The sequence below is a fragment of the Haliscomenobacter sp. genome, from assembly GCF_033763495.1.
GTDB lineage: Bacteria > Bacteroidota > Bacteroidia > Chitinophagales > Saprospiraceae > Haliscomenobacter.
Genome location: NZ_JANRKL010000080.1, coordinates 1 through 16,473, shown reverse-complemented (window position 1 = coordinate 16,473; position 16,473 = coordinate 1). Strand labels below are relative to the sequence as shown.

Sequence of the window (16,473 nt, the reverse complement as noted above, 5' to 3'; positions counted from 1 at the left end):
GGCAAAAAAAAAGCCGTACTCTGATGCACGGCCTCACGCTAATAACAAATCATAATCTCATGAAAAAATAAGACGACCTAAAAATCTTTATTAGAACGAACTAATGTCAAGTTTTGTTGCCTTTAACAGCTTGATTATGGAAGGTTCCCCGCGTTTTTTTGCGAGGAACCTTTTAAAGTTTATGGGACTATGATTACCGCACGACCAACTTGCCTGTGTTGATTAGTTGCCCTTCAGATGTTAACCGATACGAATAAATACCGGCGGCAAGCTGATCACGATAAACATGACAAATATTGCTGTTAAAGAACTTTTGCTGAATCAATTTTCCACTTAGATCATAGACGCTCAGCTGTAGTCTATTGTATTGACGGCCTTTGACTTCCAAAGTCACCATCTCACTAAAAGGATTGGGATAGATGTCAACTTTTACACCAGGGACGAACACTTCCTGACTCGAAGTCAGAATACTCACAAAATCAGGGAAGTGATCGACCATCCAGCGCACGGTGTTGGTTCCGGAGGGTAGACGGTAATCGAAATACACTGTAGCGCGATTGTCGATCACCGTCCCCTTGGGATTGTTCGGTTTTTGGGATGCCCGGAATTCAACGTATCCGTATGTTTTTTGCGTTGTGCCGCCGTTGGCGGGCAGCAGATTAATACTGTCGAATGTAATCTTCAGGATACCGCCTTCGTATACTTCTAAAAAGTAAGGATGGCTACTGGCACCAGGTATGACTGTGGTGGGGTCGATTGCCTGGCTCAGGGTATCTCTGATTACTACACGCTGAACGGTATCACTGCCGGAGTTTTGGAAGAATACTGTAAATGTCAAATCGGTTTTTGCATCAATGGTACTTTGTTTACCATAGCCTTTGGGATGGCCCCTTAATGCCACCGGCTGCACAGCGCTTAAAATTTCTTGTACGTCAACTGAGACAAAAGCATCCTGATCGTCTTCAGGAAACTGGGTTACTTGTCCCGTTTTTATTGGTGTCCCCGTTTCGGCGCATCCTTCCACTGCCACTGTTGGCAAGCTTCTTCCCGGGTGGCCTTCCGATTGTTCTGCAAACAAGCGCAAGGTTGATCCCGCAGGATTAGGAATACGGACCTCAATGGTTTGTCCACTTTGCAATTGATAGCTAGGGGTAACATTTCGCATGATGATGTCATCCTGAACCACGATTCCTTTTTTCCGTTCCTTCATATCGCCTTTGCCGATATTCTGGATTTCAAAAATCACCGTGTCGATTTTACATGCACCGCGTACTATGATGCTTGAACGGTCCCAGCGGGGATCAAGATCCAAGCAAAAAGTGTCTGGGAAAACTCGGGCTGAGACCAGTCCACTTTGGCCGTTTGCGATACCACTACAAGCGAGTGCAGTGCTGATCGAAAAAGAACCGCAGCCGTTGACTGGAACTGTACCGAGGCGGAAGCGCAATTTACCGTTGCTCAGTTGTTCTGCTGAAATAGTTGATGACTTAAAGGTCAACTTGCTATCCAGAGCCAGATCAACATAAGCGTTAGTAGCATTCGCCGTTCCGGTATTGCAATAATTGACGACATAATCTACGTCGCTGCACTCAGCAAGGAATGGAGTTGTAATGTCCACTTCCATGTAAGGGCAATCTACTGCTGCCTTGGCACCAAAATCAACCCGCAAAGAATCGTAAAACTCACGAAGGCGTACGTTTACTCCTTCTGTATTACAAGTTGACCAGTAGCGATTGGGTGGCAGTACTTTTAAGTTGTACACTCCGGTATCTACCAGAATGCTGTAGTTGCCATTTTCATCGCTGGTACCATATACTACGTCAATACCTTTAGTTGCCTTGATGATCCAACCGGAGAGGGGAGCCTCTCCGTTGTCATAATCGCACTGGTTGTCGCGGTCCACAAAAACCCGGCCATTGAGGCGGTTGGTAATCGTGTTGCCCGAAGCATCCGTTTTGACCAAAATGAGGTCGTTAAAAGTGTTGAGCAGCTGGCCGTTGTAACCGGTAATGATGTATCCACCTGCTTTGGTGGCTTGAATATCGCGGCCTTCCTCAGTAAATTCTGCATCGCCGATGGCTTTTTCCCATAGTATGTTGCCTTTGGCATCAACTTTTGCGACCAGAAGGTCTACGTTTGCAGCACTTACCAATTTCAGGCCAGTGATCACCAAACTGCCATCCTTTAATTCAGTAATGGCGTTGGCCTCTTCTTCTACTTTATCGTCTCCGATGGAGCGCATCCAACGCTGATTGCCATTTGCATCGTATTTTACGATGAGGGCGTCAGCATTGTCGTTGATGACTCCTGCAACCGCTAATCCATTATCCTGTGTAGTGATGATGGCGCGGCCTTCTTCGCGGAAACTATTGGCGATCCGGCGTTCCCAGATGATGTTACCCGTGTTGTCAACTCGATAAAGAACGATGTTATTGTCGAATCCGGTTTCGCTGCGGCTGTTGCCCAACAATGCGTAACCATCTCCGATTCGACTCAGGCTTTTGCCTTCATCTTTGCGCAGCGTACCATAGTTTTTTGACCAGATCGCTGTACCATCGGCATTGAACCGAACCAATAAGATGTTCTCATCTGCGTCTGTGGCTGCTTGGCTGGTTCCAATCACGGAGAACCCTCCGTCTGAATTGAGTACAACGTCGCTTGCGCGCTCGCTGCCTGCTCCACCAAATTGCTTACTCCACAGTAGACCGCCTTTGCGATCTATTTTTAAAAGGTATATGTTTTCCCTCTCGCCTGGTTTACCAACAATGTTGCCAACGATGAGGTAATTTCCATCAGCCGTAGGGATGATTGCTCTGGCTTGTTCCTGAAAACCTTCGTCGTAGTACTTGGTCCACAAAATGGTACCATCAATATCGGTACGTACAACGAAGATGTTCTGGTCATTGTCTGTGCCGAAGGATTCACCAAACCCAACTACGATGAATCCTTCATCTTCAGCTTGCAGAACCGCCCAACCTTCGTCCTCTTTAGAACCACCAAAGTTGAACTGCCATCCCTGTGCTTTCAATCCGCCTGCAGTCGTTACCAATAAGATGATCGCAACTACAAAAGAGTGCAATGAGATCATTTTATTTGCAGGTCGGAGTTTCATGAGTGCTAATTCTAATTGCTTTACTGCTGAATGCAATACAAAGATGCAGCAGCTTTTTGCTGAAAACAAAGACAAAAATCGGCAATTGTTGAAAAAAAACACCTTTTTCCTTTGCGGCATCATGGTCTTTTCACTTTTTTATTTTTTGATTGACAATGTTTTATAACTTTACACGCGTTGAAAATTCTGTTGAAAAAACATTTTTTAAAACCCATGCAAAATAGTCAACTCACCCACATTTTATTGGCACTTTCTAAAAAAGAAAGCCGGGAATTGCGCAAATGGCTGGTCTCTCCCATCCATAATCAACGCTCGGACGTGGTACAATTATATGAGTATCTTACGAGTGGTAACCGCCTTGAGGATGACAAAAGCCTGGAAAAGGAGCGGATTTTTAGAAAATTGTACCCAAAAGAGGCGTATGATGATGCCAAAATGCGGCAAGTGATCCATTTTTTGCAGGAATGCATTGAAGAATATTTTATTTATTCAAAGAATCAGGAAGATAGCCTTACACAACACATTAATTTGGCCAAAGTCTATCGCGAAAAAAAACTATTGAAGCTTCACGAAAAAACGATGAGGAAAATCGAAGAAGATTTTCAAAAGATAAACTATCGGAACGAAGAAATTTTCGAAAGGTCGTACTTGATTGAAAAAGAAAAGTCTACTATGTTCATCGAAAGATCAAGAGCAGTCTCTACCAATTATCAAGCAATGTCTGATAGTATGGAGATAACCTTCATGTCTCGAAAATTGAAGTTGGCTTGTGCGATGCTTTCCCATCAAAAAATTTACAAAACAAATTACGACTTTGGGCTCCTCGAAAATGTACTGAGTTTTTTACAAGGCAAACCTGATCTGATTCAAGACCCGACCATTAAATTGTATTATCACCTTTATAATCTGTTTAAGTTCCCAGACGAAGAATTTCACTTCTTTGAAATCAAACGAATTTTCTCCTCATCTGAACATTTTTTTGATGCTTTAGAACGCAAGGATATTTATTTGATGATCATCAATTATTGCATTTCTAGAATGAACATCGGATACAAATCCTTCGTGAGGGAGGCATTTGAATTTTATCGAAAAGCCATTGAAAGTAGAATCATCATTGAAAATGGTATCCTTAACCATCTCGCCTTCCGAAATATCGTTACAGCAGGAACCACACTAAAAGAGTTCGACTGGGTTAGCAAGTTTATCGAAGAATACCAAAACTACCTTTCCCCAGAGTACCGCGAAAATTTCGTAAAGTTTGCCTTGGCTCGCCTCTACTTTGAACAGGGCGACTACGATCGGGCTCAGGACCTTTTGATCCAGTTCGACATTGATGATATCCTGATCAACCTCACGGCCAAAACCATGCTGATTCGTTTGTACTACGAGAAGGATGAATTTATGGCCCTGGAATCCTTACTGGACAGCATGCGGGCTTACATCAACCGCAAGAAAATGCTGGCTTACCACAAGATGTCTTTTAAGGAATTGATCAGCGCTTCCAAACGTTTGATCAAAATCCAATTCAACGACCGCAAAAAGATTGAAATCTTGAACAATCAGATCACCAATTCCAGGATTTTGCCTTCGCATATGAAGGAGTGGTTTATGGAGCAACTAAAAAAATTGAAGCGATGATAAGAGAAATATTTTCAATAGAATCATGCGGCAAAGCTGCAAATTCAATAAATTACCAATAGAAAATTATCTTCGCAGCCCACAACCACTATTACAATGACTATCATCGAAGTACAAAACCCGGAACACTGGAAACTTTTCCACCAAGTACCCCACCGCATCTATGCCAATGATCCGAATTGGATCACTCCCATGGAAGGCGACGTACAAGGCACCTTTACTCCAGGCAAGAACCATGCTTTTGATCATGGTGAGGCCAAAGTTTTTGTACTCCTGGACGAACAAAACCAAGCCGCTGGCCGTATCGCAGCCTTTATCGACCACCGCAACAATAAATTACAACCTTATCCACTAGGGGGCATCGGCTATTTTGAGTGCATCGAGAACCCGGCCTATGCCAAGGCATTATTTGAAACGGCTGAAAATTACCTCCGCGAAAAGGGTATGAAAGCAATCGACGGCCCCATCAACTTTGGTGGGCGGGATAAATTCTGGGGCCTGTTGGAAAAAGGTTTTGATCCGCCCCTCTTTCAAGAGACCTATAACCCACCTTATTATACAGACCTATTTGTGGCCAATGGCTACATCGCCTGGGAACAAATCCTCACCATGAAAGGCAGGCCCAAAGACATTGACCTGTCGCGTTTGCGTGCGGTCATCGAACGGGTTCGTTCGGGCAACAACAACATCCACGTAGAAACCTACAATCCGGCAAAACTGGAACAATACGCCGATGATTTCACCGAAGTGTACAACGCCGCCTTTGGCCACTACGAACATTTTCGGCCTGCCGACCCTGAAGGCTTCAAAAAATTGATGAAGGAGGTCAAAAACATCATCGATCCCAAATTTTTGGGTATTGCTTATTATGAAGACAAACCCGCCGGGTTCTGTGCCTTTTTTCCTGACATCAATCCCTACCTCAAGTTTACCAAGGGCAAACTCAATTGGTGGAAAGCCCCCCTGTTCTTGCTTAAACTCAAACTATCCCGACGCCGCCAGGCCAAGGGCACTGGCTTTGGGGTACACCCCGCCTACAAAACCAAAGGGATTTTTGCCTTTATCGTGGAGTTCATGAATTCCGATTACATCCAAGAACGTTACGAGAACATTTACCTCACTACGGTAAGGGCCCACAACAAGGAGGCAGTAAGCATTTACATGAAAACGGGAGTATGGGTAGATCGGGTGCATATCGGATACCGCAAGTCCTTGGATGAATCGATTGTGGTGGAACCGAATTATTTTATGGAGATTGCTTAAAGGTAGGAGGAAGTAAGTCAAAAAAAAATGCCCCTTCGGTGCTGTTATCCAGTCGAAGGGGCATTTTACATTTTTCAAGTAAGTAAGAACCTAGGCTCTCTTGATGAAAAACGTCTTAGGAAGATAAAGTACAAGTTCTTGATTGATGACAAGTTTACCTTCACGAATGTCATTCCATTTCACCAGATTGTCCACAGTAGTACTAAACAAAGTTGCAATTCTGTTTAAATCATCGCCTTTGGTAGTCACATAAGCAGTTTTGATGGTGCCGCTTGGCAGCTTCGAATTGCTATCCAGGTAACTGCGCAGCAAAAGTGAACTTTCGCTGTTAGGCAACATCAACAAATGCCCTTTGGCGCTGCGCGGAATAATCCCTCCAGTGAAACTGGGGTTCAAGGCCGCAATGACTGAAGTTTTTACGCCTGAAATACGGGCGATTTCACCAAAAGACAAGCTGCGGTAAACCCGGATTACCCGAGCATCAGGAGAGTAGTAGAATGGAATAACGGGCTGCAAGCCGTGTTTGTGATAGTAGCTCATCACGTAAGCGGTAGCCAGATAAGCGGGAACGTAGCGGCGTGTTTCATGTGGCAGATAGTTGCTAACAATGCTGTACTTTTTGGTACCAGCCTTACGCACAGCCGACTTGATGGTGCCAATACCAGAATTGTATGCGGCCAACACCAGCGTCCAATCCCCAAGTTCATCGTACAGGTATTTCAGCATTTGTACTGCTGCTTCGGTAGAACGGTGCAGATCAAGTCTTTCGTCAACTCCGCCACCCATTTGCAAACCATAGTGGCGTGCAGCAACAGGCATCAGTTGCCAGATGCCTGAGGCACCTACAGCAGAACGTACTTGCGGTTGCAAGCCCGATTCGATGACCGACAAATACTTGAGTTCTTCAGGCAATCCGTATTGATCGAGATAGTGCTCAAATACGGAAAAGTACAGATTGGAACGACCAATAACCAACTCGGTCTCTTTTTTGCCTGTACCAATGTACTGGCGAATCCGAGTCATTACTGCTTCGTTAGTTTTCACTTCGATAGGTAGACCTAATTTACCAAGCCGTTCCTTCACGAGTGTTTCGGTAAGTGTAGTTTTGCTGGAAATAATACTTACCTCGGTTTTGTGTGCTTTAGCGCCAACAACAGCTGGAGAAAGGTTTGAACCGATCACCAGTGCCGCAGCAACTGTCCATGGGAAATTCATCAAAAAAAAATTTGGTGATACTGAACTAACTTTTTTGCAATAATTCCATTAGTTTGACCTAGTCAGTTCAGTTGGGCAATATACCCCAGCAACTAGATGTGTGTCGAAGACTCCATTTCGTTACCGCCTTGGGGCAAAGTTAAGCCCGTTTATCGGTTTACACAATGCATTGTAAATCAACCTGGATTTGAATGCCCTTTGTAAACGATTAATTATTTTGGAAAATTATTTGGCAATTTTTGCCAGTTTGGGGGCGATTTTGGGGCTTTCTTTGTAAAAATCCAAATAAATGCAATGGATTCGAGCAAACGAGTGTACCTAAAAAGTGGTATATTTTTTTGCTTATTTAACGTTTTTATGACCTTTCTGTGACGTAGCCTAGGGTTTTCCACAGGTTTTTTTAGCTCATAACAACACTTTTGGCAGGAAATATATGTACACTAAAATAAATGTAATGAAGATAAAAATTTTGGCATTTGGGATAACGAGGGATATTTTAGGTGGCAGTACGGTCGAAATGCAAATTCCCGCCGAAGCCAGCGTAGCCGATTTAAGGGCTGCCTTATACGCCGAATATCCAGCTTTGCAAAAGCTAAACAACCTGGCGATCGCCCTGAATACGGAGTACGCCAGCGAGGAGCAAACCATTGCAGAAAGGGACGAAGTGGTGCTGATCCCACCCGTCAGTGGAGGATAAGATAGGGTGTGATGGTGTGGGTGTGAAAGTGTGGGTGTGATGGGGCTGCTCCGGGCTCAGCTCAGCTCTAACGCTGGTACAAGTCTCCAGTCTTGTACCATTATCAACACGTCTCTGACGTGTGTTTTTTCAGCATTTTCGCGCTGCTCATGCGTCTGGAGACGCAAAAATATCGGTACAAGTCTGGAGACTTGTACCAGCCAAGGGCAGCCCTATGCGGCTGCCCTGTCCAAAAGTAAATCGCCATTTTAACCCCTAAACAAGCTCTAAATTCTGCCTCAGCGCCATATTTTTCACCTGCTCCAATAACTCTGGCATAACCCGTTCCAGCTCTGGCGACAATTCGATCTGTTGCGACTGGATCATTTCAATTGAAACTGCGAACAGGTATATCTTCGGCAGTTTGCCCAGAATAGCCAGACCTTCTACCAAATCGCGCAGGCCAATGTCGTGGGTACTCATCGCCCTTGGGAAATCGCTGGCAAAACGTGGTTCAATCACTCTAATGCTGCCCGTAGGCCGATCATCCAGTGTAGCATCAATGAGGATGACAACGGGATAGTTTTCAAAATATTCCATCAGGAAGAACCCTCCTGTGCCCCCATCCAGTACATCAATTCCTTCTGGCAGTGTCTCTTTGGCGAGGCGTTGGGCTGCGTGTACCCCTACCCCTTCGTCTCCCATCAAATAATTGCCAATGCCCATGATTAGAACTGCCATTCGTGCAATAGTTTAAAAAGCGACCGGGCGAATCGCACTCACCCGGTCGACAATGATGCAATGAAGAGAATAATTGTACTTACTTGAGATGCGTTTTTAACTCTTCCACGGCTTCCTCCTCGATGAATTTCCAACCTCCACCCATCGAAGAAATTTCCCCCCGGCCTTCTACATAATCATGGTAAAACACCAGGTAAACGTGGACTACAGCAAACAAAATGAAAAACCACATTGCCGCATGATGAAAGTGGCGCAGGGGGGCGTCACCACCAAACACGCCAGGAACCCAGGCAAACAATTGTGGAAACCACCAGTCGCTGGTAGCTGCGTACAAACCAAAGCCCGTGATCACCTGCACTAGAAAAGCAATAAACGTCAGGAAATAGATAAACCCCGCCAATTGGTTGTGCCCCACAGCCATGTGTTCTTTTCCCTTCAGTTGCAGGATGTCCATTTTGATGACCTGCCACATCTCCTGGAAAAAGCGCCAGTTCGTAGGGATAAAATTCTTCCAGGAAGCGTATTTATTACCCACAAAGCCCCAATAAATCCGAATGATGAAGTTGAACAAAAAAAGGTATGCCGCCACAAAATGGATGAAGCGAACCTTCCCAAACCAGAAACGGAAAACCGCTTCATCGCTCACTTGCAAGGCAGGAGGGTTGGAAATAAAAAAACCGGTCACCACCAAAGCGGTTATACTGGCTGCATTCAGCCAATGGTAAACCCTGACGGGCAATTCCCATACAAAAACCCGGAGGAGTTTGTGGTGAACAATCTGTTGCTTGCTCATAACCTTAGCTTTTTGTATTAGAGAACTTTCACCCGACTGAGGTGCTTACCTTCTTCATCGTACAAGTGAACGGCACAGGCCATACAGGGGTCGAAGGAGTGTACCGTGCGCAAAATTTCTACTGGTTTCTCCGGATCGGCGATCGGCGTATCCATCAAGGCTGCTTCGTAGGCCGACATTTGCCCTTGTGGATCGCGTGGCGAAGCATTCCAGGTAGTTGGAACTACCAATTGATAGTTTGCAATTTTTTGATCCTCTATCACGATCCAGTGCCCCAAAGCTCCCCGTGGTGCTTCGGCGTGACCAACACCTTTCGCCTGAGCTGGCCAGGTTTCAGGTTGGAATTTTTCGGTATTGGCCATGCGGGTATCGCCCAATTTGATGTTTTGGATCAATTGGTCATAAAACTCCTGCGCCCAATTGGCCACCAGTTGTGCTTCCAGACCCCGTGCTGCGGTACGGCCCAGGGTGGAAAAGAGGGCAGTCACAGGCACATCCAGGTGTTTTATCGTAGCGTCTACAACCTCCTTGAATTCAGGAATACCTTTGGCATAACCAACCAGCACCCGCGCCAATGGCCCTACTTCCATGGCGTGCCCCTTCCAGCGGGGTGTTTTGAGGAAGCTGTATTTTTCTTCGGTATTCAGGTTTTCGTACGGTGGTTTTGGGCCGGTGTAATTGAGTTTGGTTTCACCTTTCCAGGGGTGCAAACCTACATTGTCCCCACCTTCATACGTATACCAGGATTTGTTGATGAATTCCTGAATTTCGCTGTCTTCCCGCATGTTCACTTCGTGTACTTTGGACAAATCCTTGTTCAAAATAGCCCCGGCTGGGAACTTGAAGGAACTAGGATCACGGAAACCATTGGTAGGCAAATCGCCATACACCAGATAGTTGCCTAGCCCGCCACCGATTGCGCCCCAATCTTTGTAGAAAGAAGCTACCGCCAGCAGGTCAGGAATGTATACCTGCTCAATGAAGCGTTTGCCATCGTCCAGCAACTGTTTGATGTAAGCGAGGCGTTCGGCATTGATGGCACTCACATCGTCAAGGCCAATGGCACAAGCCATGCCGCCTACGAGGTAGTTAGGGTGTGGGTTTTTGCCGCCAAAAATGGTTTGGATTTTGACAATCTCTTTTTGCCATTCCAGTGCTTCCAGGTAATGCGCCAGGCCAATCAGGTTGACTTCAGGCGGCAGTTTGTAAGCAGAATGCCCCCAGTAACCATTCGTAAAAATGCCCAATTGGCCACTTTCCACAAACTTGCCGATGCGTTTTTGCAGATCCGAAAAATACCCGACCGAACTCTTGGGCCAGTTGGAAATACTTTGGGCCAGTTCGGAAGTCTTCTTAGGATCTGCTTTGAGGGCATTGACCACATCCACCCAATCCAGGGCGTGCAGGTGGTAAAAATGGACTACGTGGTCGTGCATGTACAGGGTGGCAAACATCAGGTTGCGCACAATCTCGGCATTAGGGGGGATCACAATGCCTAGTGCGTCTTCAACTGTACGTACCGAAGCCAGTGAGTGCGTTGAGGTACATACCCCACATACCCGACCAACGTAGGCCCAGGCATCGCGTGGATCGCGACCCCTTAATATTTCTTCCAGCAAGCGGACCATGGTACCCGCACTATATACATCGGATACTTTCCCGTTTTGGATGTCTGCTTCTATGCGCAGGTGGCCTTCGATACGGGTAATTGGATCTATGACGATTCTTTGGCTCATACTTTTTTTTTAAAAGGCTTTAGGAACAAGGTGCTGCCTCAAGCAGCATCTGTTTTTAAAGTCTACATTTCCTTCTCCGTTTCCTTTCCTTCACCAATCAAGTCAGAAATGAGTTCCTTCTTACGCACATTGGTCATGATGGCGTGTGCTGCGATACCAGCTGCGGTAACACCAAGTGCAACTTTTCCAACCGTATCTGCATTGCTTTCGATGCCAAAACCAGGGAAAACTGAAGCCCGTTCGTACAGACGGCCGTTGTCCCAGTAGTTTTCTTCACTACAGCCGATACAACCATGGCCGGAAATGATCGGATTACTGACCCCGTTGTTCCATTTCATGACCCCACAGGCATTGTAGGTAGAAGGGCCTTTGCAGCCCACTTTGTAGAGGCAATAGCCTTTTTTGGCGGCTTCATCATCGAAGGTTTCCACAAACATCCCGGCGTCGTAATACGGACGACGTTGGCAGGAATCGTGTACCCGTTTGGAGTAGAAAGCTTTGGGACGACCCAAACTATCCAATTCAGGGATGGTGCCAAAGGTGACCACATGGACAATGACCCCAGCCATTACTTCTCCAATTGGTGGACAGCCGGGCACATTGATGATCGGTTTGCCGCTGATGAGTTTGCGCACAGGGGTAGCCTTGGTAGGATTGGGCTTGGCCGCCTGTACACAACCGTGGGTAGCGCAACTGCCCCAGGCAATGATGGCCTTGGCATTGGCCGCAGTTTCTTCCAGAATCTGTAGGGCTGATTTTCCCCCAATGCAACAATAAACACCATCAGCGGCAGTGGGGATGGAACCTTCTATACAAAGGATGTACTCGCCCTTGTATTTTTTCATGGTGTCCTGCATAGCGGCTTCAGCCTGGAAGCCGGAGGCAGCCATCAATGTTTCGGTATAATCCAATGAAATTTGGTCCAGTAAAATATCAGCTACCATGGGGTGCGAGGAGCGGATGAAAGATTCACTACAACAAGTACATTCCTGAAAATGCAGCCAAATCACCGGAAGCCGTGGTTTATTCATTAAGGCGTCCGTAATTTGGGCTAAGCCGGAGGTTTCCAGGCCCATGTAGGCAGCCATCGTGGCACAGAATTTTAAAAAATCCCTGCGCTCATAGCCCTTGCGCATCACTTCTTCGAAGTAGGTAGGGCGCTTTTGGTCGGTTTGTACGGCCATTTTTCTTGCGTTTTTGCGATCTTCCCTTGGCTTTGAGGAACCTCGGTAGAAAGGATGCTTTAGAAAATTATGGTGGCCGGGTAGGCTTTAGGGAAAAGAGAAAGAAATAGTAAATTTTATAGGATGTTACAAAATTTGTAAATAGACCTGGGGATTCGAGTGATACAGATCATTGCCGTCAATGATTTTTGTCATCCGGCTTTTTCCCATGGACAGCTAATATTGCTCAGTGGAATTTTTTATAAAAACCAGATTTACAAAGCTGTGCATGAGTTATCCATCGTCCTGAGTGTTGTGGATGCGGCTGCGCAAGTTGCGCAGGAAAACCAGGCCGAACGCATCGATGCCATTGAGTTGGAAATCGGCGCTTTGTCGGGTGTTGAATTGGATGCCCTGGAATTTGCCTGGAGTGAAGGCATCAAACGTTCGATTTTGGCCCAGGCGGAGAAAAAATTTACCCTCATCCCGGGCAAAGCGGAGTGTAGCGATTGTGGACTGAGTTTCCCGGTAACGACCTTGTATGATCCTTGCCCCATTTGCAACAGTTACTTTGTCCAAGTGACTGAAGGCAGGGAGTTGAAAATAAAATCCATCACGCTAGAAACTGCTTAAATATATGTGCACCACTTGTGGCTGTAGTTCACACGAAGACGGGGTCAGCATCACCCGGGTAGGGGATCAGGCTCAACATCAGCACCAAAATCTGAGTGGCTGGGGACGGTTTTGGCATTTTTTGTGGTATGGCCCACATCAACATAGTGCTCCCCCCACAACCAGTACAGGGGAAAAGAAAACCATCCATTTGGAACAAGATATTTTGGCCAAAAACAACCAATCGGCTCAACGCAATCGGGGGTACTTTGAAGCCAAAAACATCCTGGCACTCAATCTGGTTAGTTCACCGGGCTCAGGAAAGACGGCTTTGCTGGAGCGCACCCTGCACGACCTGCGAGAGAAAATGAATTTTGCAGTCATTGAGGGCGACCAACAAACGACCCAGGATGCCGATCGTATTGCAGCTACAGGTGCACCAGTGGTACAAATCAACACCGGACAAGGCTGTCACCTGGACGCCGACATGGTGTATCGGGCTTTGCACGAACTGCGCCCAGTTGAGGATACGGTAGTGATGATTGAAAATGTAGGCAATCTGGTTTGCCCGGCGATGTTCGATTTGGGGGAGACCGCCCGGGTTGTCATCATCAGCGTCACCGAAGGCGATGACAAACCCATCAAGTACCCGGATATGTTCCATTCCGCCCAACTTTGCCTCATCAACAAGATTGATTTATTGCCCTATGTAAAATTTGACCTGGAACGCGCCAAGGATTTTGCCCGGCGCGTCAACCCTCATTTAGAATTTATTGAGGTATCGGCAACGGCGGGAACTGGGATGCAGTCCTGGTATCAATGGTTGTTGGCTCGCCCCAGGGTAAAGCTAAACCCTGCCCCGCTTGGGACTTATTCACTTGTTCATTAAAATGCTGTTACAATGTGCTTAGCCATTCCCGGAAAAATCACTGCCATCACCCCTTCGGTGCTGGATAAAAACGTTCGCCAGGCCAAGGTTTCTTTTGGAGGCATTTCTAAAGATGTGGATTTGTCCATGACACCCGACGCAAAAATGGGGGACTACGTATTGGTACACGTTGGGGTAGCCATCAGTGTAGTGGATGAAGAAGAGGCCAAACGTACTTTTTCTTACCTACAAGAAATTGGCGAATTGGAGGATTTACAGCTTGAATGAGGAGGATATGCCGATTAAATGTTAAGGTCTGCTGGAAATCTCCGGCATACATAGCGCCTCAAGGTCTTTTTTGCTGCCTTGAAACACGTTCATGTCCACCGCCCCGGTGATACCGTCCAACTTGCCAGTATCGCGGCGTTGCCAGAACTCCCATTTGCGGCCATCAGCGAGGCGTGGTTGGCGAACACCATTGTAACGGGCGATCCAGAGTGGGTAATCGTCGAAATGCCCGGCCAGATAGGTATTGTAGAATTTTTGATTGGTATAAATGACGGGCTTTACTCCATATGCTATCTCCACCATGTACAACCAGGTAACCACACCCGCCAGCAATTGAATTTTTCCAGAGCCATCCAGGGTTTCTACATCCAACACAGGAGGTAAGTCTCCAGCTTCCATTTTGACGTTGCGGATGAAATTAAGAGCTTGTTGCTCGGGAGAAACGTTGGCGCGAAAAAAATGGTAAGCGCCCCGGTGCATACCTTCAGCCTTGATGGCTTCCCAGTTGTCACAAAACAGCTTATCGTTGAGGGTATTGCCTTCAGTTGCTTTGACAAAAACAAAATCCACTTGTTGTTTTGCTACCTTGTTCCAATCTATGCTTTCCTGGTAATGAGATACGTCAATGCCCCGAACGGCATATTCTTCGGACCACGAGGCGGGTCCGTTAAAATAGAAAAGAGCGGTTGAGATTAGAATGCTGATTAGCATTAACAACTGTTTCATGGGACTAACATCTTATCAAACGCATACACAAATCTTTCCTTTTTGAGTTCGCGTTCAATGATACAGAAAAAATTTTGTTTTCGCAAAGCATTTTCGAGCTTTAAATTTTTGGTAACAAATGACAAAAATTCAGAACCAGATTTTTCCGTTTAAAATTCCTTCCAAATCCTGTTTTTTTGCTTCGACAAAATAATTGCTAGAGAGGATTGCGCCAAGTAAGTTTTTTACCAATTTTGTCATGTTCAAGACGTAAACTCAAACCCTGGAACATCCAACTACCGCCACACATGCACACCAGACAACTTTTCCTCCAACACCTCGCTCCTACCAGCCCGAGTCCGCTCATGCTGGAAATCGACCGCGCCGAAGGCATGTACCTTTACGCCCCTCAGGGCAAAGCCTATCTCGACTTGATTGCAGGCATCAGCGTCAGCAACCTGGGGCACCGCCACCCCCGGGTAATTGCGGCCATTCAGCGACAACTGGATCGCTATCTGCATACGCTAGTGTACGGGGAATACGTGCTCGACCCACAAGTGCAACTCGCCAAACTCCTAGCCGATCAACTCCCCTACCCACTGGAATCGGTCTATTTTGTGAACTCTGGCACCGAAGCCACCGAGGGCGCGATGAAACTGGCCAAACGCTACACGGGTCGAGCCGAAATTGTGGCCTGCAAACGCGCTTACCACGGCAGCACCCAGGGCGCCGCCAGTTTGATGTGGCCCAAAGATTTTACCCAGGCGTACCACCCACTGCTGCCCGGCATCCATCACATCGAATTCAACTGTGAAAGATGTTTGGAAAAAATCACGAAAAAAACTGCGGCAGTTGTTGTCGAAACGGTGCAAGCCGAATGGGGGGTGCGCAAACCGACCCGCGATTATCTGAAAAAACTTCGGGCGCGTTGCACAGAAGTTGGAGCCTTACTAATTTTGGATGAAATCCAGGTGGGTTTTGGCCGCACGGGCAGTCTTTTTGCCTTTGAACAATATGCTATTGTACCCGATATCCTTTTACTGGCCAAAGGAATGGGCGGCGGAATGCCGATTGGGGCTTTTGTCGCTTCAAGGGAACTGATGCAGGTTTTGTCGCATGACCCCATCTTGGGGCATATCACTACCTTTGGGGGACACCCGGTGTGTTGCGCGGCAACACTGGCCAATTTGCAGACTTTATTGGATACACCTTATATAGCAGAAGTAAAAGCCAAAGAAGCACTCTTTCATGAATTGCTCCAACACCCCAAAATTCTGGAGGTACGCAGTGCAGGGCTGCTGATGGCGGTAGATTTAGGTTCTTTTGATGCGGTGATGCACACCATTCGCCATTGCTTGGAGCGTGGGCTAATCAGCGACTGGTTTTTGTTCAACACAGAGTCAGTGCGGATTGCGCCCCCGCTGATTATCAGTGAAGAAGAGATAAAGTGGGCTTGTGGGGTGATTTTGGAGAGTTTGGAAGATTATACTTGAGGCGAGTTGCTTATAAATTACTTGCTTGATGATTTTCTTGTTTTTTTTGAGTGAAGAGTACATGACTTATGAGTTTAGAAGTGAGCTACCGCAGCGACGGAGACCCACTGCAGGTCCACGTCGCTGCGGTAGCTCGCTTCTAAACTCATAAGTCAGGTCTTCTTTACTCT

Annotated in this window: 14 protein-coding genes; 7 read left to right on the top strand and 7 right to left on the bottom strand. The window is 46.6% G+C overall.

What is annotated here, in order from left to right; genetic code table 11:
• Window positions 1-193: 193 nt before the first annotated feature.
• On the bottom strand, window positions 194-3,088 hold the full coding sequence (locus tag SFV55_RS08845) for a T9SS type A sorting domain-containing protein (RefSeq protein WP_320029129.1): 2,895 nt from the start codon (window positions 3,086-3,088) through the stop codon (window positions 194-196).
• 237 nt (window positions 3,089-3,325) lie between these two features.
• Between SFV55_RS08845 and SFV55_RS08840 the strand changes: the two genes are divergently transcribed.
• Together SFV55_RS08840 and SFV55_RS08835 are read left to right on the top strand one after the other, a co-directional pair.
• A complete protein-coding gene (locus tag SFV55_RS08840; RefSeq protein ID WP_320029128.1) occupies window positions 3,326-4,750 on the top strand; it encodes a hypothetical protein in 1,425 nt (474 codons plus the stop codon).
• A gap of 96 nt (window positions 4,751-4,846) precedes the next feature.
• The gene (locus SFV55_RS08835) at window positions 4,847-6,013 is read left to right on the top strand and encodes a GNAT family N-acetyltransferase (protein WP_320029127.1); all 1,167 of its coding nucleotides are present in this window, start codon (window positions 4,847-4,849) and stop codon (window positions 6,011-6,013) included.
• Between the two features lie 90 nt (window positions 6,014-6,103).
• Here the strand turns inward: SFV55_RS08835 and SFV55_RS08830 are convergent, their stop codons facing one another.
• Complete coding sequence (locus SFV55_RS08830; protein WP_320029126.1) at window positions 6,104-7,228, bottom strand: lytic transglycosylase domain-containing protein; 1,125 nt, start codon at window positions 7,226-7,228, stop codon at window positions 6,104-6,106.
• A gap of 454 nt (window positions 7,229-7,682) precedes the next feature.
• Here SFV55_RS08830 and SFV55_RS08825 point away from each other — a divergent pair, with 454 nt between their 5' ends.
• Window positions 7,683-7,925 (top strand): MoaD/ThiS family protein, encoded by a 243-nt coding sequence (locus SFV55_RS08825; RefSeq protein WP_320029125.1) that lies wholly within the window; start codon window positions 7,683-7,685, stop codon window positions 7,923-7,925.
• 255 nt (window positions 7,926-8,180) lie between these two features.
• On the opposite strand, the gene SFV55_RS08820 is transcribed toward SFV55_RS08825, so the two are convergent.
• From SFV55_RS08820 to SFV55_RS08805, 4 genes are all read right to left on the bottom strand, one after another.
• Entirely contained in the window at window positions 8,181-8,645 is a 465-nt protein-coding gene (locus SFV55_RS08820) for a hydrogenase maturation protease (protein ID WP_320029124.1), read from the bottom strand.
• 79 nt (window positions 8,646-8,724) lie between these two features.
• A complete protein-coding gene (gene cybH / locus SFV55_RS08815; RefSeq protein WP_320029123.1) occupies window positions 8,725-9,438 on the bottom strand; it encodes a Ni/Fe-hydrogenase, b-type cytochrome subunit in 714 nt (237 codons plus the stop codon).
• 17 nt (window positions 9,439-9,455) lie between these two features.
• Window positions 9,456-11,174 (bottom strand): nickel-dependent hydrogenase large subunit, encoded by a 1,719-nt coding sequence (locus SFV55_RS08810; protein ID WP_320029122.1) that lies wholly within the window; start codon window positions 11,172-11,174, stop codon window positions 9,456-9,458.
• Between the two features lie 62 nt (window positions 11,175-11,236).
• Entirely contained in the window at window positions 11,237-12,358 is a 1,122-nt protein-coding gene (locus tag SFV55_RS08805) for a hydrogenase small subunit (protein WP_320029121.1), read from the bottom strand.
• Between the two features lie 159 nt (window positions 12,359-12,517).
• Here SFV55_RS08805 and SFV55_RS08800 point away from each other — a divergent pair, with 159 nt between their 5' ends.
• From SFV55_RS08800 to SFV55_RS08790, 3 genes are read left to right on the top strand one after another with little or no spacing between them, the layout of a single operon-like run.
• Window positions 12,518-12,970: a hydrogenase maturation nickel metallochaperone HypA gene (locus SFV55_RS08800; RefSeq protein ID WP_320029120.1), complete on the top strand. Its 453-nt coding sequence runs from the start codon at window positions 12,518-12,520 to the stop codon at window positions 12,968-12,970.
• Window positions 12,971-12,974: 4 nt separating this feature from the next.
• Window positions 12,975-13,838 (top strand): hydrogenase nickel incorporation protein HypB, encoded by an 864-nt coding sequence (gene hypB, locus SFV55_RS08795; protein WP_320029119.1) that lies wholly within the window; start codon window positions 12,975-12,977, stop codon window positions 13,836-13,838.
• Window positions 13,839-13,850: 12 nt separating this feature from the next.
• Entirely contained in the window at window positions 13,851-14,105 is a 255-nt protein-coding gene (locus SFV55_RS08790) for a HypC/HybG/HupF family hydrogenase formation chaperone (RefSeq protein ID WP_320029118.1), read from the top strand.
• Window positions 14,106-14,126: 21 nt separating this feature from the next.
• On the opposite strand, the gene SFV55_RS08785 is transcribed toward SFV55_RS08790, so the two are convergent.
• Complete coding sequence (locus SFV55_RS08785) at window positions 14,127-14,831, bottom strand: glycoside hydrolase family 25 protein (protein WP_320029117.1); 705 nt, start codon at window positions 14,829-14,831, stop codon at window positions 14,127-14,129.
• A gap of 287 nt (window positions 14,832-15,118) precedes the next feature.
• On the opposite strand from SFV55_RS08785, the gene SFV55_RS08780 reads away from it, so the two are divergent.
• Window positions 15,119-16,303 (top strand): aspartate aminotransferase family protein, encoded by a 1,185-nt coding sequence (locus SFV55_RS08780; RefSeq protein WP_320029116.1) that lies wholly within the window; start codon window positions 15,119-15,121, stop codon window positions 16,301-16,303.
• The last annotated feature ends 170 nt before the right edge of the window (window positions 16,304-16,473 follow it).